The sequence below is a fragment of the Lysobacter sp. Soil_C_59 genome, assembly GCF_057656415.1.
In genome coordinates this window covers 32,572-50,050 of the sequence record NZ_JBDGKK010000012.1, presented here as the reverse complement: position 1 = coordinate 50,050, position 17,479 = coordinate 32,572, and the positions used below count along the sequence as shown (strand labels likewise).

17 protein-coding genes are annotated in these 17,479 nt (G+C 66.7%); 11 read left to right on the top strand and 6 right to left on the bottom strand.

The window, feature by feature from the left end:
* Window positions 1-63 precede the first annotated feature (63 nt).
* From AC3A3Q_RS17270 to AC3A3Q_RS17255, 4 genes are read left to right on the top strand one after another with little or no spacing between them, the layout of a single operon-like run.
* The gene (locus AC3A3Q_RS17270) at window positions 64-1,182 is read left to right on the top strand and encodes an ABC transporter permease (RefSeq protein WP_487587402.1); all 1,119 of its coding nucleotides are present in this window, start codon (window positions 64-66) and stop codon (window positions 1,180-1,182) included.
* Between the two features lie 2 nt (window positions 1,183-1,184).
* Window positions 1,185-2,009: an ABC transporter ATP-binding protein gene (locus AC3A3Q_RS17265; protein WP_487587401.1), complete on the top strand. Its 825-nt coding sequence runs from the start codon at window positions 1,185-1,187 to the stop codon at window positions 2,007-2,009.
* Window positions 2,010-2,054: 45 nt separating this feature from the next.
* Window positions 2,055-2,981 (top strand): MlaD family protein, encoded by a 927-nt coding sequence (locus AC3A3Q_RS17260; protein WP_487587400.1) that lies wholly within the window; start codon window positions 2,055-2,057, stop codon window positions 2,979-2,981.
* Window positions 2,978-3,634, top strand: a complete 657-nt coding sequence (locus AC3A3Q_RS17255; protein WP_487587399.1) for an ABC-type transport auxiliary lipoprotein family protein — start codon at window positions 2,978-2,980, stop codon at window positions 3,632-3,634. Before AC3A3Q_RS17260 ends, AC3A3Q_RS17255 begins: the two co-directional genes overlap by 4 nt.
* 66 nt (window positions 3,635-3,700) lie before the next feature.
* Here AC3A3Q_RS17255 and AC3A3Q_RS17250 read toward each other — a convergent pair whose 3' ends face one another.
* Entirely contained in the window at window positions 3,701-4,297 is a 597-nt protein-coding gene (locus tag AC3A3Q_RS17250) for an alpha-ketoglutarate-dependent dioxygenase AlkB family protein (protein WP_487587398.1), read from the bottom strand.
* A 103-nt stretch (window positions 4,298-4,400) separates the two neighbouring features.
* Between AC3A3Q_RS17250 and AC3A3Q_RS17245 the strand changes: the two genes are divergently transcribed.
* Complete coding sequence (locus tag AC3A3Q_RS17245; protein WP_487587397.1) at window positions 4,401-6,029, top strand: electron transfer flavoprotein-ubiquinone oxidoreductase; 1,629 nt, start codon at window positions 4,401-4,403, stop codon at window positions 6,027-6,029.
* A gap of 4 nt (window positions 6,030-6,033) precedes the next feature.
* On the top strand, window positions 6,034-8,103 hold the full coding sequence (locus AC3A3Q_RS17240) for a glycoside hydrolase family 99-like domain-containing protein (RefSeq protein WP_487587396.1): 2,070 nt from the start codon (window positions 6,034-6,036) through the stop codon (window positions 8,101-8,103).
* Window positions 8,104-8,158: 55 nt separating this feature from the next.
* On the opposite strand, the gene AC3A3Q_RS17235 is transcribed toward AC3A3Q_RS17240, so the two are convergent.
* Together AC3A3Q_RS17235 and AC3A3Q_RS17230 are read right to left on the bottom strand one after the other, a co-directional pair.
* Entirely contained in the window at window positions 8,159-8,788 is a 630-nt protein-coding gene (locus tag AC3A3Q_RS17235) for a CoA transferase subunit B (RefSeq protein ID WP_487587395.1), read from the bottom strand.
* 27 nt (window positions 8,789-8,815) lie between these two features.
* On the bottom strand, window positions 8,816-9,544 hold the full coding sequence (locus AC3A3Q_RS17230) for a CoA transferase subunit A (protein ID WP_487587394.1): 729 nt from the start codon (window positions 9,542-9,544) through the stop codon (window positions 8,816-8,818).
* A gap of 130 nt (window positions 9,545-9,674) precedes the next feature.
* Between AC3A3Q_RS17230 and AC3A3Q_RS17225 the strand changes: the two genes are divergently transcribed.
* Window positions 9,675-10,595 (top strand): ATP-grasp domain-containing protein, encoded by a 921-nt coding sequence (locus AC3A3Q_RS17225; RefSeq protein WP_487587393.1) that lies wholly within the window; start codon window positions 9,675-9,677, stop codon window positions 10,593-10,595.
* A gap of 32 nt (window positions 10,596-10,627) precedes the next feature.
* On the opposite strand, the gene AC3A3Q_RS17220 is transcribed toward AC3A3Q_RS17225, so the two are convergent.
* Window positions 10,628-12,040, bottom strand: a complete 1,413-nt coding sequence (locus AC3A3Q_RS17220) for a mannose-1-phosphate guanylyltransferase/mannose-6-phosphate isomerase (RefSeq protein WP_487587392.1) — start codon at window positions 12,038-12,040, stop codon at window positions 10,628-10,630.
* A 218-nt stretch (window positions 12,041-12,258) separates the two neighbouring features.
* Between AC3A3Q_RS17220 and AC3A3Q_RS17215 the strand changes: the two genes are divergently transcribed.
* From AC3A3Q_RS17215 to AC3A3Q_RS17200, 4 genes are read left to right on the top strand one after another with little or no spacing between them, the layout of a single operon-like run.
* Window positions 12,259-13,005: an electron transfer flavoprotein subunit beta/FixA family protein gene (locus AC3A3Q_RS17215; RefSeq protein WP_487581394.1), complete on the top strand. Its 747-nt coding sequence runs from the start codon at window positions 12,259-12,261 to the stop codon at window positions 13,003-13,005.
* Entirely contained in the window at window positions 13,005-13,946 is a 942-nt protein-coding gene (locus tag AC3A3Q_RS17210; RefSeq protein WP_487587391.1) for an electron transfer flavoprotein subunit alpha/FixB family protein, read from the top strand. The genes AC3A3Q_RS17215 and AC3A3Q_RS17210 overlap by 1 nt, the downstream gene beginning before the upstream one ends.
* A gap of 18 nt (window positions 13,947-13,964) precedes the next feature.
* A complete protein-coding gene (locus tag AC3A3Q_RS17205; protein WP_487587390.1) occupies window positions 13,965-15,329 on the top strand; it encodes a phosphohexomutase domain-containing protein in 1,365 nt (454 codons plus the stop codon).
* Between the two features lie 6 nt (window positions 15,330-15,335).
* A complete protein-coding gene (locus tag AC3A3Q_RS17200) occupies window positions 15,336-15,848 on the top strand; it encodes an NUDIX domain-containing protein (protein ID WP_487587389.1) in 513 nt (170 codons plus the stop codon).
* 14 nt (window positions 15,849-15,862) lie between these two features.
* Here AC3A3Q_RS17200 and AC3A3Q_RS17195 read toward each other — a convergent pair whose 3' ends face one another.
* A complete protein-coding gene (locus AC3A3Q_RS17195) occupies window positions 15,863-16,261 on the bottom strand; it encodes a DMT family transporter (RefSeq protein WP_487587388.1) in 399 nt (132 codons plus the stop codon).
* Window positions 16,248-17,477 carry a polysaccharide biosynthesis protein gene (locus tag AC3A3Q_RS17190; RefSeq protein WP_487587387.1) on the bottom strand — a complete coding sequence of 410 codons (1,230 nt, stop codon included), beginning with the start codon at window positions 17,475-17,477 and terminating at the stop codon, window positions 16,248-16,250. Before AC3A3Q_RS17190 ends, AC3A3Q_RS17195 begins: the two co-directional genes overlap by 14 nt.
* Between the last annotated feature and the right edge of the window lie 2 nt (window positions 17,478-17,479).

Here is a 17,479-nt window from a genome sequence, read left to right as displayed (position 1 = left end):
CGGTCCGGTCCGCGCCTTCGCCAACCGCCGGCTCCGACTCAGGTATCCTCGCGACGAGGCTCCATGACCGATACGACCGCGCACCCGCCGCTGATCGCCGCCGATGGCCAAACGCCGTCGCGTGTTCGCCTGAGCGGCAGCTGGACCCTCGACTACGCAACCCAGATCGGCGAAGCGCTGTCTGATGCCCCCGACACCATCGACGCCGTGGATGCCACCGGCGTCGACCGCATGGACTCGGTGGGCGTGCTGCAGCTGCTGCGCTTTGCCCGCCGCCACGGCATCGAGTTCGATGCCTTCACTTTCCACGACGACCATCGCGCGCTGGTAACGGCGATCGAGGACGTCGCCGACGATCGTCCGCGCCGCAAGCGCGAGTACGGCGTCAGCGCGGCGCTGGCGCGCCTGGGCTTCGCGGTGAGCGACAACTACCGCGAGGCGCGCGCGCTGATCGGCTTCTTCGGCGAGACCCAGCTGAAGCTGCTGCGCATGTTCAAGGAGCCTTCGCGCTTCCGCCCCACCGCGACCGTGCACCACATGGAGCAGGTCGGCCTCGACGCAGTGCCGCTGATCGCCCTGCTGTGCTTCCTGGTTGGCGCGGTGGTCGCTTTCCTCGGCGCCAACATCCTGGCCGACTTCGGTGCGCAGATCTACGTGGTCGAACTGGTCAGCATCGCGTTCCTGCGCGAGTTCGGCGTGCTGCTGACGGCGATCGTGCTGGCCGGCCGCACCGCCAGCGCCTTCACCGCGCAGATCGGCGCGATGGTCAGTCGCGAGGAAGTCGACGCGATCCGCACGCTCGGCATGGACCCGGTCGACCTGCTGGTGATCCCGCGCATGCTGGCGTTGTTGGTGATGCTGCCGCTGCTGACGTTCATTGCCATGGTCTTCGGCCTCATCGGCGGCCTGACGGTCGGCGCCTACAGCCTCGACATCCCACCGCAGCAATACCTGGCGCGTATGCACGAGACGATGGAGCTGCGGCATTTCCTGGTCGGCCTGTCCAAGGCCCCGGTGTTCGCGCTGCTGATCAGCCTGATCGGTTGCCTGGAAGGCCTGCAGGTCGAAGGCACCGCGCAATCGGTTGGCGAGCGCACCACCTCCAGCGTCGTGCAGTCGATCTCGATGGTGATCGTGCTCGATGCGTTCTTCGCGATCTGGTTCATGGAAATGGGCATCTGAGCATGGCGCAGACCATCCACTGCCTGCCCGAGCGCGAAGAACCGATCGTGCGCGTGCGCGGGCTGACCAACCGCTTCGGCGAGCAGGTCGTGCACGAGGGCCTGGACCTGGACGTGCTCCCCGGCGAGATCCTCGGCGTGGTCGGCGGCTCCGGCGCCGGCAAGTCGGTACTGATGCGATCCATCCTGGGCCTGCGCCGGCCCGATGCCGGCGAGATCGAAGTGCTCGGCCTGGACGCGCGCAGCGAAGACCCGGACCTGCGCCGGGCGATCGAGCGCAACACCGGCGTGCTGTTCCAGGACGGTGCGCTGTTCTCCTCGCTGACCGTGGGCGAGAACGTGCAGGTGCCGCTGAAGGAGTACCACAGCGACCTGCCCGACTCGCTGCGCTACGAACTGGCGCTGCTCAAGGTCAAGCTCGCCGGCCTGCCCGCCGATGCGCTCAACAAGCTGCCGTCTCAGCTGTCGGGCGGCATGCGCAAGCGCGCCGGCCTGGCGCGTGCACTGGCGCTGGATCCGCCGCTGCTGTTCCTCGACGAACCCACGGCCGGCCTCGACCCGATCGGCGCGGCCGCGTTCGATCGCCTGATCCGCACGCTGCAGCAGGCACTGGGCCTGACCGTTTTCCTGATCACACACGACCTCGACACCCTTTACGCTATCTGTGACCGCATCGCGGTGATCGCCGATCGCAAGGTGATCGCCTGCGCACCGCTGGCCGAGGTCGAACAGTTGGATCATCCGTGGGTGAGGGAGTACTTCCACGGTCCGCGCGCGCGTGCCGCGCAGCAGACCCGGCAACGCGACCTGGAGGTCGGCGCAAGATGACGCACCTGAAGCAATCCACCACGAATACAGCCCTGCGGTCCTGACATGGAAACCAAGGCCAACTACGTCCTCATCGGCGCGTTCACCATCGTGGTGACGTTGCTGCTGCTGTTGTTCGCCTTGTGGGCGGCCAAGTACACCTCGGAGAAGGACTGGCGCAACTACGCCGTGCTCTTCACCGAACCGGTGACCGGCCTGACCGAAGGCAGCTCGGTGCAATACAACGGCATCTCGGTCGGCACGGTCGAAACCTTGCGCCTGGCGCCGGATGACCCGCGCCGCGTGATCGCGTTGCTGCGCCTGCAGGCCAGCGCACCGATCAAGACCGACACGCGCGCCAAGCTGTCGATCCAGGGCATCACCGGCAGTCCCTTCATCCAGCTCACCGGCGGCAACCCGGGCAGCCCGGCGCTGGCCGATGTCGACCGGCGCGAAACGCCGGTGATCCAGACCGAGGCATCGGCGCTGCAGAACATCGCCGACACCGCCAACCGCCTGGTCGCGCGCATGGACCAGGTGCTCAGCGACGAGAACGTCAAGCGCGTGTCCAATACGCTGGCCAACATCGAGTCGGCGACCAGTGCGATCGCCGACCAGCGCGAGGACCTGCGCACGCTGATCACCAGCGCGCGCAAGTCCAGCGAACAGCTGTCGGTGACGCTGACGACCACCAATCGCGCCGTCGAAAGCGTCGATCGCGAACTCGTGGCCAAGCTGCCCACCCTGATCGCCAAGCTCGACAGCACCCTCACGCGCCTGGACTCGGCCGCCAACAACGCAAACGGCGTGCTCGCCGACAACCGCAGCGCGATCAACAGTTTCGCCAACGACGGCCTGGCCCAGCTCGGGCCGACGCTGGCCGAGCTGCGCCTGCTGGTGCGCGACCTGCGCCGCATCTCCGACCGCCTCGACGGCAACCCGACCCGCTACCTGCTTGGCCGCGACGCGCCCAAGGAGTTCGAACCCAAATGACGACGCGAGCGAACCTGGCGCCTGCCCTGGTGCGAGCCCTTTCACTGGGCCTCGTCCTGGCCCTGCTTTCCGGCTGCTCGATCCTGAGCGACAAGCCGCGCAGCACCGCGACCATCTACGCCCCCGAGCCGCGTGTGCAGCCCGATCCGGGCTGGCCGACGGTGACCTGGCAGCTCGCGCTGACCCCACCGGTGGGCGCCCGCGTGATCGACAGCCTGCGCATCGCGGTGCGGCCGACGCCGGGCGAGATCCAGATCTACAGCGGCGCGCAGTGGGCACGACCACCGTCGGAGATGCTGCAGGACACCCTGCTGCGGACCTTCGAGGATTCCGGGCGCATAGCCGCCGTCGCCCGCCAGGGCAGCGGCATCGCGGCAGACTTCAAGCTGGTGCTGGAAATTCGCCGCTTCGAATCGGACTACGCCGGGCAGGCCGTGCCGGCTGCAACGATCGAGGTTGCCGCCAAGCTCCTGCACACCCGCGACCAGAAGATCGTCGCCGCGCGCACGTTCCTGCAGGCGCAACCGGCGGCGAGCACCGCCGTCGCCGACGTCGCCCGCGCGTTCGAGCAGTCGCTGGTGGTCGTCGGCCACGACATCGCCGGCTGGACGCTGGTCAGCGGCCAGAACTACAAGCCCCAAGCGCGCTCGTAACGCCCCGCAGGAGCGAGCTTGCTCGCGACCGGGCCTGCTGGACGCCGGTCGCGAGCAAGCTCGCTCCTACCCGGACGCAGACAGGATCTGCCGGAACGTCAGGTTGATGCGCGCGCCGATTGGCCGTGCCGTCCGCGGCAGCGCGTGCCGGTAATTGCGCTGGGTCGGCCCGGCCATCACCAGCAGGCTGCCATGGGGCAGCTCCAGCGTCAGCCGCTGCTGCGGCTGGGCGCGTGACTTGAGGGCAAAGCGCCGCGGCGCCCCGAGGCTGACCGAGGCGATGACGGGGGCCGGGCCGAGTTCGGGCTCGGCATCGCTGTGCCAGCCCATGGCGTCGTGGCCGTCGCGGTACAGGTTGGCCAGCACGCTGTTGAAGTCCAGGCCCAGCTCCGCGCACAAGCGCGCGCGCACCGGCTTCAGTGCCGCAGGCCATGGCCGGGGCTCGAAACGAACACCGGAGTAGCGGTAGCCGGTGCCGGGATCGCCGATCCAGCAGCTCAACCGCGGCGAATCGACCTCGCGGCCGAACAGGCGGATCCGGTGGACTTCCCAGGCCACCTGCTCGCGCAGCGCCGCCAACAGCGCATCGGCGTCGCCCGGATCGAGCCAGTGCCGGTCCAGGCGAATTTCGGCATCGGCCAGGGGCAACGGGGAAAGGGGCATGCGCCAACGCTATCACCTCCCCCTTCGCCGTCGATTTGCCCGCCCCTGCGCAAAACCGCGACAATCCACGGTTGTAAAGCCAGCCGCACGCGGAGCCGCCAGCATGAGCCAACACGACACCACTGCCGACACGGTCGAGCGCGACGTCATGGAGTACGACGTCGTCACCGTCGGCGCCGGTCCGTCCGGCCTCGCCTTCGCGATCCGCCTCAAGCAGCTCAACCCCGACATTTCGGTGTGCGTGATCGAGAAGGCTTCGACGATTGGCGCCCAGATCATCTCGGGCGCGGTCATCGAACCCGGCCCGCTCGACGCGCTGCTGCCCGGCTGGCGCGACAACCCGCCGCCGATCTGCGTGCCGGCGGTCAAGGACGAGTTCTGGCTGCTCAGCAAGACCGGCCACACCCCGCTGCCGATCCCGCCGGGCATGCACAACCGCGGCAATTTCATCGTCAGCCTTGGCGCGATGTGCGCCTGGTTGGCGCCGCAGGCCGAAGCCCTGGGCGTCGAGATCTACCCCGGCTTCGCCGCTTCCGAGACCCTGCATGACGCCGACGGCACCGTCGTGGGCGTGCGCATCGGCGACATGGGCGTGGCCAAGGATGGTTCGCACAAGCCCGGCTACACCGCCGGCATCGACATCCGCGCCAAGGTCACAGTGCTGGCCGAGGGCGCGCGCGGCCATCTCACCAAGCGCCTGGTCAAGCAGTTCAAGCTCGACGCCGACAGCGACCCGCAGTGTTATTCGATTGGCCTGAAGGAGCTGTGGCAGGTCCCGGAAGACCGCGTGGAGCCTGGCAAGATCGTGCACAGCTTCGGCTGGCCGGCCGACAACCAGACCTACGGTGGCAGCTTCCTCTATCACCTGGACAAGGGCCGCATCGCCCTTGGCTACGTCAGCGGCCTCGACTACCCGGATCCGGAATACAAGCCGTGGGAAGCCTTCCAGCAATGGAAGAACCACCCCTCGGTCAAGCCGCTGCTGGAAGGCGGCAGCATCCTTTCGGCCGGCGCGCGCGCGATCGCCTGCGGTGGCTGGCAGTCGCTGCCGAAGGTCGAGATGCCCGGCGCGCTGCTGATCGGCGACACCGCCGGGCTGCTCAACGTTCCGAAGATCAAGGGCACGCACCAGGCGATCCGCTCGGGCATGCTCGCCGCCGAGCACTTGGCCGCCTCGCAGCTGGCGCCGCAGGGCTTCGACGCGAAGCTGCGCGCTTCCGAAGCGATGGCCGAGCTGAAGAAGGTCCGCAACATCAAGCCCGGCTTCAAGCGCGGCCTGTGGTTCGGCATCCTCAACTCCGCGTGGGAAACCATCACCGCCGGCCTGTCGCCGTGGACCTTGAAGGTCAAGCCCGACTGGTCGTCGCTGGACAAGGTCGGCGAGCACGAATCGCCCAGGCGTGATTACGTCAACCGCGACCTCGCCCCGCGCGACCGCCTGCAGAGCGTGTACTACGCCGCGACCGAGCACGACGAGGACCAACCGGTGCACCTGAAGGTGCGCGACACCTCGATCTGCGTCACCCGTTGCGTCGAGGAGTACGACAACCCGTGCACGCGCTTCTGCCCGGCCAATGTCTACGAGATCGTCAGCGATGAGGCCGGAAAGCGCCTGCAGATCAACGCCGCCAACTGCGTTCACTGCAAGACCTGCGACATCAAGGACCCGTACGAGATCATCGACTGGGTGACGCCGGAAGGCGGCTCGGGACCGAATTACCAGAATCTGTGAAGCGATGACGCCCAGCCTGCAAGACCGGTTCAGGAACGCGCTGTTCGACAGTCTGCGCTTCGCGTTCCGCATCACGCCGATGTCCGAGCGCACGCGCGACCGTCTTCGTCAGAATTTCCTCGACCGCTATCGGGGCCTCGTTCCGCAGGGACCGCGCGGCAGCATCGCCGCCGGCGCGACTGCGCACCGTGCCCTCTCGCGATCCGACCAGCCGGCGCTCGGCTTCGTCCCATTTCGCCAGGAGCCCCTGCCCTCGCCGTTGCCGGCCACGCTGGTCGCGTTCTACCTGCCGCAGTTCCACACCATTCCCGAGAACGATGCGTGGTGGGGAAAGGGCTTTACCGAATGGCGAAACGTGTCGCGTGCGCTTCCGCAGTTCCAGGGACATGCGCAGCCGCGCATCCCCGGTGAGCTGGGCCACTATGACCTGCGCAATCCGCAGATCATGCGCGACCAGGCCAGCCTTGCGCAGGCTTACGGCATCGGCGCATTCTGCTTCTACTACTACTGGTTTGGCGGGAAGACCCTGCTCGAAGCTCCGCTGGAGCAGTGGCTGCGCGATGATTCGATCACGCTTCCGTTCTGCCTGTGCTGGGCCAACGAGAACTGGTCGCGACGCTGGGATGGCCGTGCCGACGACATCCTCATCGGCCAGCGGCACAGCGAAGCGGACGACCTCGCTTTCATTTCCCATATAGCGCCGTACCTGCGCGACCGCCGCTACCTGCGCGTCGATGGCAGGCCGCTGCTGCTGGTATATCGCCCCGGCTTGCTGCCCGACGCCAGGGCGACTGCAAAGCGCTGGCGCGAGTGGTGCCTTGCCAACGGCATCGGCGAGATCTGCATCGCCTACACGCAGAGCTTCGACCGCGCCGCACCGGAGGAATTCGGTTTCGACGCGGCCGTCGAGTTCCCTCCGAACCTTGCCACGCCGGCGAACATCACGGCTGACCAGCAACTGCTGAATGCCGACTACCGCGGCCAGGCGCTGGACTGGCGCGAACTGGCGCAGGACTACTGTCGGCGGCCGATGCCAGCCTATCGCCTGTTCCCTGGCGTGAACTGCGGCTGGGACAACGAGGCCAGGCGTCCCGGGCAAGGGCGCACTTACCTGCACGCCGCGCCCCGTCGCTATCGCGACTGGCTGCGGCAAACGGTCGACACCCGACTTTCCGGTTCGCCACCATCCGATCGACTGGTCTTCATCAACGCCTGGAACGAGTGGGCCGAAGGCGCGATGCTCGAGCCCGATGCAAGGCTGGGACATGCATGGCTGCAGGCCACGCGCGATGCGCTGCAACCGCGCAGGCAAGTCCAGCCCGCGCGGCCATGCGCCCTCATCCACGCGTGGTATCCGGAGGTACTCGACGAGATCCTGGTGGCAATGAAGGCCAGTGGACAGCACTTCAGGACCATCGTCACCACTTCGCCGGACAAGGTCGATGCCGTCGCTGCCCGCCTTTCAGCACGGGGCATGACTGCCGAGATCGTGCCGGTCGAGAATCGCGGCCGCGACATCCTGCCATTCCTGAAGCTGATGGACCGCCTGCTGCACGAAGGCGAGCAACTCGTGCTGAAACTGCACACCAAGCGTTCGGTGCATCGCGACGACGGCGAAACGTGGCGCCGCCAGCTGATCGACCGACTCGTGTCGGCCAACAGAGCCGCGGCGATCATGGAAGCCTTCGCGCGCGAGCCCGACCTGGGCATCGTGGCGCCCGAGGGTCACCTGCTGTCGACCGGACAGTATCTCGGCGGCAACCGCTCCCACCTCGAGTACCTCGGCGCACGCCTGGGCCTGGATGCGCAATCGTCCCGATACGATCGATTCATCTCCGGCACGATGTTCTGGGCGCGGCCCGAGGCGCTACGGACATTGCTCGACGCGCACCTGGACGAATGGGAATTCGAAGCGGAAGCCGGCCAGGTCGACGGCACGTTCGCGCACGCCGTGGAGCGGATCTTCGCCCGTTGCGCCATCAGCGCCGGCTTCCGGGTCAGCAGCGCTGCTTCCGTGTGTGGCGAACCCGAGGCAGACACATCCAAGCCGTACCCGTTCGCCGGTCGCAGTTGAGTCGCCTGCCTGACTGACCAAGGCAGGCGCGCCGAAGCGTGCCTGCCCGGATGCGTTACGAGTGGATCGCGACGCCCGTCTTCTCGCGCAATTCGTCCGCCTCGACACCCGGTGCCAGCTCGACCAGCTTCAGGCCCTGCGGCGTCACGTCCATCACAGCCAGCTCGGTGATGATGCGATTGACCACGCCCACGCCGGTCAACGGCAGCGTGCACTGCGGCAGGATCTTGTGCTCGCCGCTCTTGGCGGTGTGCTCCATCAGCACGACCACGCGCTTGACGCCGGCGACCAGGTCCATCGCACCGCCCATGCCCTTGACCATCTTGCCCGGCACCATCCAGTTGGCGAGGTCGCCCTGGTCGGTCACCTGCATCGCGCCGAGGATCGCCAGGTCGATATGGCCGCCGCGGATCATCGCGAACGAGTCGTGGCTGCCGAAGTAGCTCGCGCCCGGGCGTGCGGTCACGGTCTGCTTGCCGGCGTTGATCAGGTCGGCGTCGACTTCGGCCTCGGTCGGGAACGGGCCGATGCCGAGCAGGCCGTTCTCGCTCTGCAGCCACACGTCCATCCCGTCGGGGATGAAGTTGGCCACCAGCGTCGGCAAGCCGATGCCGAGGTTGACGTATGCACCGTCGGTGAGTTCCTGCGCGGCGCGCTGCGCCATCTGGTCGCGGGTCCAGGCCATGGGTTTGTATCCTCTGAATTCGTGGTGTCAGCCGGCGCGCACGGTGCGCTGCTCGATCCGCTTTTCGGGGTTCGGGTTGTGGACGATGCGGTCCACGTAGATGCCCGGCAGGTGGACCTGGTCGGGGTCGATCTCACCCACTTCGACCAGTTGCTCCACCTCGACGATGCAGACTTTGCCGGCCATCGCGCAGGCCGGATTGAAGTTGCGCGCGGTCTTGCGGAACACCAGGTTGCCGGACTTGTCGGCCTTCCACGCCTTCACCAGCGACACGTCCGCCTTGAGCGCGGTTTCCATCACGTAGTGCTGGCCGTCGAACTCGCGCGTTTCCTTGCCCTCGGCGACGATCGTGCCGTAGCCGGTGCGGGTGAAGAACGCCGGAATGCCCGCGCCGCCCGCACGCAGGCGTTCGGCCAGCGTGCCCTGCGGATTGAACTCGAGCTCGAGTTCGCCGGAGAGGAACTGGCGCTCGAACTCCTTGTTTTCGCCGACGTACGACGAAATCATCTTCCTGATCTGTCGTGTCGTCAGCAGCAGGCCGAGGCCGAAGCCGTCGACGCCGGCGTTGTTCGAGATCGCGGTCAGCCCCTTGACCCCACTGTCGCGCAGTGCCTCGATCAGCGCTTCGGGAATGCCGCACAGGCCGAAACCGCCGACCGCCAGGGTCTGGTCATCGGCAACCACGCCGGCGAGGGCGCTGCGGGCATCGGGAAAAACCTTGGTCTTGCTGCTGGCGCCGGCTTGCGTCGCGGCCATGGGGTGACTCCGGGTCGGGTCTGCGAATCCCGGCAGTTTACCCCGCCGCCCTGCTGCGACCACCGTACCTTCGGGCATGGCACAGGGCCGACTTCCACGGCCCCCCGCTCCTGCCATTAGACTTCGGCCCATGCCCCGCCTCGCCCTCGTCACCGCGATAGCCGCCGCCGCCCTCGACGACGACCTCGTGCCGCTGCTCGACGCGTGCGCACGCGCCGGCATCGCCACGCACGTCCGCGCCTGGGACGACCCTACCGTCACCTGGTCGCGATTCGACGCGGTCCTGCTGCGCTCGCCGTGGGACTACACCGAACGACTGAGCGAGTTCCTGGGCTGGTGCCGGCATGTGTCGACGCGCAGCAACCTGCTCAATCCGTTGCCGGTTGTCGTGTGGAACACCGACAAGCACTACCTGGCCACGCTGGCGGACCACGGCGTGCCGGTGGTCGCCACGCGTTTCGTCGAGCCGGAGATGGAGCCGCTGCCGACGCTGCAGGCATTCCTGGCGGAGCATCCCGATGCCGCGGAGTTCGTGGTCAAACCCGCTGTCGGTGCCGGCTCGCGCGATGCCCAGCGTTATGCGCGCGACCAGGAATTCGCCGCGGCCAACCACATCGCGCGACTGCTCGAGGCCGATCGCAGCGCGATGCTGCAGCCATACCTGGCATCGGTCGACCGCGACGGCGAAACCGCGCTGATGTTTTTCGAAGGACGCTTCAGCCACGCCATCCGCAAGGGGCCGCTGCTGCAGCGCGACGAAGGGCCGACCGAACATCTGTTCGCCGCCGAGGAGATCACCGCGCGCATCCCGGGCAAGGATGAGCTGGCGCTGGCGGACAAGGCCCTGGCCGCGGCAACGCGATGCCTGCACCTGCAGTCGCCGCTGACCTACGCGCGCGTGGACCTCATTCGCGACGACGACGGCCATGCCCGCCTGCTCGAACTGGAGCTGTGCGAACCGTCGTTGTTCTTCCTGCACGCGGCCGGCAGCGCCGACCGCTTCGCCACTTTGATGGCGGACACGCTGCGTCGCAGCGCGTCCGCCTCCTGAGGGCTCAGGGCACCAGGATCACGGCGCCAGGCTCACGAGCGCCCGTACACGTCCTCGAGACGGACGATGTCGTCCTCACCGAGGTAGCTGCCGGACTGCACTTCGATCAGCTCGACCGGCTCGGTGCCGCGGTTGCGCAGGCGATGGACGCTGCCGAGCGGGATGTAGGTGCTCTCGTTCTCGTGCAGGTCGAACACCTTGTCGTCGCAGGTGACTTCGGCGACGCCGGAAACGACGATCCAGTGCTCGGCACGCTTGTGGTGCTTCTGCAGGCTCAGCGCCGCGCCAGGCTTGACCACGATGCGCTTGACCTGGAAACGCTCGCCCATGTCGATCGAGTCGTAGCTGCCCCACGGACGGTAGACCTTGCGGTGGAACAGGTGCTCCTGGCGACCGGCTGCCTTGAGGCGGTCGACGATCGTCTTGACGTCCTGGACACGGTCCTTGCGCGCCACCAGCGTGGCGTCGGGCGTGTCGATGATGACCAGGTCCTCGACGCCGATGGTGGCGATCATGCGGCGATCGGAGGCGCGCACGAGGCTGCCCTTGGTGTCGATGGAGATGACGTCGCCATCGTGGCGGTTGTTGTCCTCGTCGCGCTGGGCGACCGACCACAGCGACGACCAGGAACCGATGTCGCTCCAGCCGCAGCTGACCGGCACGACGGCGGCGCGGTCGGTGCGCTCCATGACGGCGTAGTCGATCGAGTCGTTGGGGCTGGTCGCGAACTCGTCCTTGCCGACACGGATGAAATCGAGGTCGGACTCCGACGCTTCGTAGGATGCCTTGGCGGCAGCGAAGATCGCCGGCGCGTGCTTTGCGAGCTCGTCGAGGTAGCTGCGGGCCTTGAACAGGAACATGCCCGAGTTCCAGGCATAGTTACCCTGCGAGACATACCCCTCCGCAGTGGCGAGGTCCGGCTTCTCGACGAAGCGCTCGACCTTGAAGCCGTCGTTGCTCAGCACTTCACCGCGCAGGATGTAGCCGTAGCCGGTTTCGGCGTAGTCCGGCGTGATGCCGAAGGTGACCAGCCAGCCTGCGTCGGCGAGGCCCGTGGCTGCGGCCACGGCGTTGCGGAATGCCGTTTCGTCTTCGATCAGGTGGTCGGCCGGCATTACCAGCAGCGAAGCATCCGCGTCGTCGGCGATGACGTGCAGGGCCGCCAAGGCAATCGCGGGCGCAGTATTGCGCGCCATCGGCTCAAGCAGGATGCCCCCGTTGGCAACACCGACTTCCTGGAGCTGCTCGCCGACCATGAAGCGGTGATCACCGCTGCACACGGTTACCGGAGCCTGGGCTCCGGGCAGCTTCGAGGCCCGGAGAACTGTCTCCTGGTAAAGCGAGCGGTCACCGATCAGGGCCAGGAACTGCTTGGGCTGGTTCTGGCGCGACAGCGGCCACAGGCGGGATCCGCTACCGCCGCTTAGGACAACTGGATGAAGCATCCTGGCTCCGAACTACTTGAAATACGGCCCACAAGAATAACGGACTGCCTGCCCGGCGCGCCAAACGCCCAATCGCGACTTTTTCGCAGAAGGTCCACCCGTTCATGTCGCAATGGGGCCTGGGCGGCCCCGTGCGCCTGCGTGTGGTCCGGCAGTCCGTTAGAATTGGGGGTTCTCGGCCCTTGTCGGCCGCGCAACCCCACAGGAACCCCCGAACGATGAAGATTCTCGTCGGCTACAAGCGCGTGGTGGACTTCAATGTCCGCATCCAGGTCAAGCCGGACGGCTCCGGCGTGGTCACCGATGGCGTCAAGCTGTCGCCCAACCCGTTTGATGAGATCGCCCTGGAAGAGGCCCTGCGCCTGCGCGACAAGGGCATCGCGACCGAGGTCGTGGTCGCCACGATCGCCCCGGCGGACGCCCAGGCGCACCTGCGCAACGGCCTGGCCATGGGCGCCAACCGCGCCATCCACGTGGTCAGCGATGCTCCGATCCAGCCGCTGACCGCGGCCCGTGCCCTGCTCAAGCTGATCGAGAAGGAGCAGCCGGACCTGGTGATCCTGGGCAAGCAGGCCATCGACGACGACGCCAACCAGACCGGCCAGATGCTGGCCACGCTCTGGGGCCGCCCGCAGGCGACCTTCGCCTCGAAGCTCGAGGTTGCCGACGGCAAGGCCACGGTCACCCGCGAAGTGGATGCCGGCCTGGAAACGCTGGAAGTCGATCTGCCGGCCGTGGTCACCACCGACCTGCGCCTCAACGAGCCGCGCTTCATCAAGCTGCCCGACATCATGAAGGCCAAGAGCAAGCCGATGGAGTCCATCGCCTTCGCCGACCTCGGTGTCGACACCGGTGACACCCTCAAGACCACCCACTACGCCGCACCGGCCAAGCGCAGCAAGGGCGTGATGGTGAAGGACGCGGCCGAACTGGTCGCCGCACTCAAGCAAAAGGGGCTGCTGTAATGAGCAAGGTACTCATCGTCGCCGAACACCTGGACGGCAAGCTCAACGCATCGACCGCCAAGTGCGTGTCCGCCGCGCAGGCGCTCAAGCCCGAGACCATCGACATCGTGGTGCTGGCCGCCGATCCGGCCGCCGTCGCCGCGCAGGCCGCGCAGATCGCCGGCGTCGGCAAGGTCCTGGCCGTCGCCAACGCCGCCAACGCCAATGCCATCGCCCAGGTGCTGGCACCGCAGGTGGCCAAGGCCGCCGCTGGCTACAGCCATGTGTTCGGCCCGAGCACCACTTTCGGCAAGGATCTGATGCCCTGTGTCGCCGCCCTGCTCGGCGTGGCGCAGGTGTCGGACGTGATGGCGGTGGAAAGCAGCCATACCTTCAAGCGCCCGATCTACGCCGGCAACGCGATCATTACCGTCGAGGCGCCCAGCGACCACGCCGTCGTCGCGACCGTGCGCACTGCGTCGTGGCCGGAAGCGGCCAAGGGCGGCAGCGCAGCCGTCGAGGCGCTGACCGTTGATGCATCGCTGCCGAGCCACACCCGTTTCGTCGGCCTGGCTGCCGGCAAGTCCGACCGCCCCGACCTGCAGAGCGCCAAGCGCGTGGTCTCCGGTGGCCGCGGCGTCGGCTCGGCCGAGAACTTCAAGATCGTCTACGACCTGGCCGACAAGCTCGGTGCCGCGGTCGGAGCTTCGCGCGCGGCGGTCGATGCCGGCTACGTGCCCAATGAACTGCAGGTCGGCCAGACCGGCAAGATCATCGCGCCGGAGCTGTACATCGCCGTCGGCATCTCCGGCGCGATCCAGCACCTGACCGGCATCAAGGATGCAGGCACGATCGTGGCCATCAACAAGGACGGCGATGCGCCGATCTTCGAGATTGCCGACATCGGGCTGGTCGGGGATCTGTTTGCCCTGCTGCCCGAACTCGAGCGCGCACTGGCCTGACCCGGGACGTACACACTGATGGAATTGCGCTGCTTCAAGGCATACGACGTACGTGGTCGGGTTCCCGATGAACTCAATGAGGACCTGGCGCGCCGAATCGGCCGTGCCACCGCCGACGTGCTCGGACCCGGGCCCGTTGTGCTTGGCAGGGACGTGCGTCTGAGCAGCCCGGGGCTGCAGGCAGCACTGGCCGAAGGGCTGATGGCGGCTGGCCGCGATGTCATCGACATCGGCCTGGGCGGCACCGAGGAGGTCTACTTCCAGACGTTCCATCTTGGCGCCGCAGGCGGAATCATGGTTACCGCCAGCCACAACCCGATGGATTACAACGGACTGAAACTCGTGCGCGAGGGCTCGCGCCCGATCAGTGGCGATTCGGGCCTGTTCACCATTCGCGATGCCGCCGCACGCGGCGAGTTCACCGATGCCCCGGTGCGGGGAACGCTGCGCACGAACGAAGACAAGTCGGCCTACATCGAGCACCTGCTGCGCTATGTCGACCGCTCGAAGTTGAAGCCGCTGAAAATCGTGGTCAACTCCGGCAATGGCGGTGCCGGCCTGGTCATCGACCAGCTTGCCCCGCACCTGCCCTTCGAGTTCATCCGGATCCAGCACGAGCCCGACGGCAGCTTCCCCAACGGCATCCCCAATCCGCTGCTGCCAGAGAACCGCGAGGCGACCGCAGTCGCTGTCCGCGAGCACGGCGCCGACTTCGGCATTGCCTGGGACGGCGATTTCGATCGCTGCTTCTTCTTCGATGCGCAAGGACGCTTCATCGAGGGCTACTATCTCGTCGGCCTGCTGGCGAAAGCGCTGCTGGTGCACAACCCGGGCAGCAAGATCATCCACGACCCGCGACTGACCTGGAACACCATCGAAATGGTGCGCGAGGCAGGTGGCATCCCCGTGCAGAGCAAGACCGGCCACGCCTTCATCAAGGAGCGCATGCGCGCCGAGGATGCGGTCTATGGCGGCGAGATGAGCGCGCACCATTACTTCCGCGACTTCGCCTATTGCGACTCGGGGATGATTCCGTGGTTGTTGATTGCCGAGCTGGTTTGTCGCTCCGGCGTGTCCCTGGCCGAACTGGTCGAGGATCGAATGGCGGCCTTCCCGTGCAGCGGAGAGGTCAATTTCACCGTGACCAGTGCTGCCGATTCAGTGGCGCGCGTTCTGGCCCACTACGCCGAAGCAGGTCCCGTGCTCGAGCAGGTCGATGGTGTCAGTGCCGATTTCGGCCAGTGGCGTTTCAACCTGCGCTCGTCCAACACCGAACCGCTGCTGCGGTTGAACGTCGAGTCCCGCGGCGATCCGGCGCTGGTCGCTTTGCGATTGGCCGAGATCGCTGACTTGATCCAGTCCGTGCCTGGCACGCACCGGTAGGTGCGCGTGGCATCAGCGGATCGGCACGCGCAAGCGGACGAAGAGCAGGCGTCGAGGCGGGCGCTTGACGAACGGTTCCCGAAGAAGCGGGTGAGTGCGGGCGGACTCATCCGCGACTCCGAGCACCGAATCCTCGTGGTAAAGCCCACTTATCGGGATGGTTGGCTTTTGCCAGGTGGCATCGTCGAGCCGGCAGAAGCTCCGGCGACCGCGCTTGCACGAGAGGTCCACGAGGAACTTGGGCTGCGGGCCGCCATCCGCCGCCTGCTCTGCGTCGATTACCTCCCTCCCGCAGAAGGCTTCGGCGACTGCATCCATTTCCTGTTCGAATGCGAACCCGTATCTTCCGTTGACATCGGGCGGATCAAACTGGAGCGCGCGGAACTATCGGAATACCGCTTCTGTTCGCACGCGCAAGCGCAGTCGTTGCTGGTGCCTTCCATCGCTCGTCGCCTCAGGAGCATTTCCGAATCGACTGCGATCTACCTGCATGACGGCACTCGCGCCGCGGGTGCCTGAGCTCGTTGCGCCGATCAGGCGCGCGCCAGCAGTGCGACACCTGCAACCACCAGGATGCCGCCAATTGCCATGTTCCAGGTCAGGCTCTCACGCAACAGCACGATCGCGCAGATCGTGGAGAACAGCATCGTCAGGCCGACCGCAATCGGATACGCGACCATCAGCGGCTCCCTGACCAGGATCGTCATCCAGAGCAGGAAGCTGCACACGTACATAGTCGCGCCGACCAGCACCAGAGAACCGGGATAGACAACCGATCCGCCCGTCGACATCGCCAACTTGACCAGCGGCGCCGCGTACTTGACCAGCACCATTCCCAGCACGCTCAGCACGGTGTAAAACCCGAACAGAACGGGCGTCGACACCAGTTTGTTGAACCGGGTCAACAGATCTACTACTTCAGAGGCGGTCATCGAGGCTCTTGCCCGTTTCGCGGTGGGAGAATCCCGGAATGGCCGATTGTATGGCGTCGACGATCCGAGCCTTGTCGAGGTCGCCGTCCACCCGACTGACGGCATCTTCGAGCAGGTCCACAACACCATCGGCGAGGGCTCGGCTCGGCACGTGGTGGACGGCACCCAGCGTGGTCAGTCCGCTGTCGACGACGGCTTCGCCGGCGCCGACGAACTCCTCGTACGGCTTCTCGCCACTGGTATCTAGCGCGGTGAGTAGGAGTGGCCAGCGCTTGTCTGCAACCAGCGTCGGCAGCGCGGCGCGGGCTTCGCCCTCGTCATCGAAAAGCTCTGCGCGAAGGCCGAGGTGTGCCAGCACCCGGTGGGCGATGTCGTCCAGTGGCTGGAGCTGGCTCACCGGATCGAGCAACGGGAACAGCACATGGCCGTCGACGCCGAGCAGCGCGGCCAGCGTGCAGAGCTCGCCGGACTCCGCCTGCGAAACGAAATAGCGGCGCGTATGGGCAGGCACGGCGAGCGGCTGTCGCTTGGACAAGCGATAGAGAAAACCCTGCAGCAGGCTTCCATTGGAGAACGCGACGTTGGCGAACCGCGCTGACGTCGACACACCGCCGGACAACGCGGCCGTGTCGAACACAATGTCCTCCATGAGCCGCTTGCTCGCTCCCATCAGGCTGGTCGGGTTGGCAGCCTTGTCGGTGGAGACCGCGAAGTAGCGCGCTCCGTGCCCGTACGCAGCCAGCCAGCGCTTGAACCTGACATGGCGAACAACGTTGGTGTCGATCATCTGAAGGAGCGAGTACACGTCCTTCTCGGAACGCACGTGTTTCAAGGCAGCAAAGTTCAGCACGAAGTCGTAGGGCTCGGCTTCGGCGAGGAACCGCCCCATGATCGGCGCGCCATAATCGAGCGGCAGCAGCCGGAAATCGGTGACAGCCAACCCCTGCGGTCTCCCGCGCAGATCGCGGACGAGCTCGGCCAGGTAGTTCTCGCTCTGGTCGACGACGTGGAGCGCGGCAGGTCCCAGCTGCGACACAAGCGCCGTGGTCGCAGAGCCGATCGTTCCGCCTCCACCCACGACGAGCACGCGCTTGCCCGCCACCACATTGCGGAGATCGGCGTTGCGTCCTTCAATGTCATCCGCGAACTGGGAACGTGCGCGCCCCAGCACAAGTCGATCCAATTCGACCTGGTCAACGCTTGCAGCTTCAAACATCG

What these genes read in the sequence shown, in the direction of transcription:
- AC3A3Q_RS17270 (WP_487587402.1), top strand. Translation starts at nt 64, where the DNA reads ATGACCGATACGACCGCGCACCCGCCGCTGATCGCCGCCGATGGCCAA.
- AC3A3Q_RS17265 (WP_487587401.1), top strand. Translation starts at nt 1,185, where the DNA reads ATGGCGCAGACCATCCACTGCCTGCCCGAGCGCGAAGAACCGATCGTG.
- AC3A3Q_RS17260 (WP_487587400.1), top strand. Translation starts at nt 2,055, where the DNA reads ATGGAAACCAAGGCCAACTACGTCCTCATCGGCGCGTTCACCATCGTG.
- AC3A3Q_RS17255 (WP_487587399.1), top strand. Translation starts at nt 2,978, where the DNA reads ATGACGACGCGAGCGAACCTGGCGCCTGCCCTGGTGCGAGCCCTTTCA.
- AC3A3Q_RS17250 (WP_487587398.1), bottom strand. Translation starts at nt 4,297, where the DNA reads ATGCCCCTTTCCCCGTTGCCCCTGGCCGATGCCGAAATTCGCCTGGAC.
- AC3A3Q_RS17245 (WP_487587397.1), top strand. Translation starts at nt 4,401, where the DNA reads ATGAGCCAACACGACACCACTGCCGACACGGTCGAGCGCGACGTCATG.
- AC3A3Q_RS17240 (WP_487587396.1), top strand. Translation starts at nt 6,034, where the DNA reads ATGACGCCCAGCCTGCAAGACCGGTTCAGGAACGCGCTGTTCGACAGT.
- AC3A3Q_RS17235 (WP_487587395.1), bottom strand. Translation starts at nt 8,788, where the DNA reads ATGGCCTGGACCCGCGACCAGATGGCGCAGCGCGCCGCGCAGGAACTC.
- AC3A3Q_RS17230 (WP_487587394.1), bottom strand. Translation starts at nt 9,544, where the DNA reads ATGGCCGCGACGCAAGCCGGCGCCAGCAGCAAGACCAAGGTTTTTCCC.
- AC3A3Q_RS17225 (WP_487587393.1), top strand. Translation starts at nt 9,675, where the DNA reads ATGCCCCGCCTCGCCCTCGTCACCGCGATAGCCGCCGCCGCCCTCGAC.
- AC3A3Q_RS17220 (WP_487587392.1), bottom strand. Translation starts at nt 12,040, where the DNA reads ATGCTTCATCCAGTTGTCCTAAGCGGCGGTAGCGGATCCCGCCTGTGG.
- AC3A3Q_RS17215 (WP_487581394.1), top strand. Translation starts at nt 12,259, where the DNA reads ATGAAGATTCTCGTCGGCTACAAGCGCGTGGTGGACTTCAATGTCCGC.
- AC3A3Q_RS17210 (WP_487587391.1), top strand. Translation starts at nt 13,005, where the DNA reads ATGAGCAAGGTACTCATCGTCGCCGAACACCTGGACGGCAAGCTCAAC.
- AC3A3Q_RS17205 (WP_487587390.1), top strand. Translation starts at nt 13,965, where the DNA reads ATGGAATTGCGCTGCTTCAAGGCATACGACGTACGTGGTCGGGTTCCC.
- AC3A3Q_RS17195 (WP_487587388.1), bottom strand. Translation starts at nt 16,261, where the DNA reads ATGACCGCCTCTGAAGTAGTAGATCTGTTGACCCGGTTCAACAAACTG.
- AC3A3Q_RS17190 (WP_487587387.1), bottom strand. Translation starts at nt 17,477, where the DNA reads ATGTTTGAAGCTGCAAGCGTTGACCAGGTCGAATTGGATCGACTTGTG.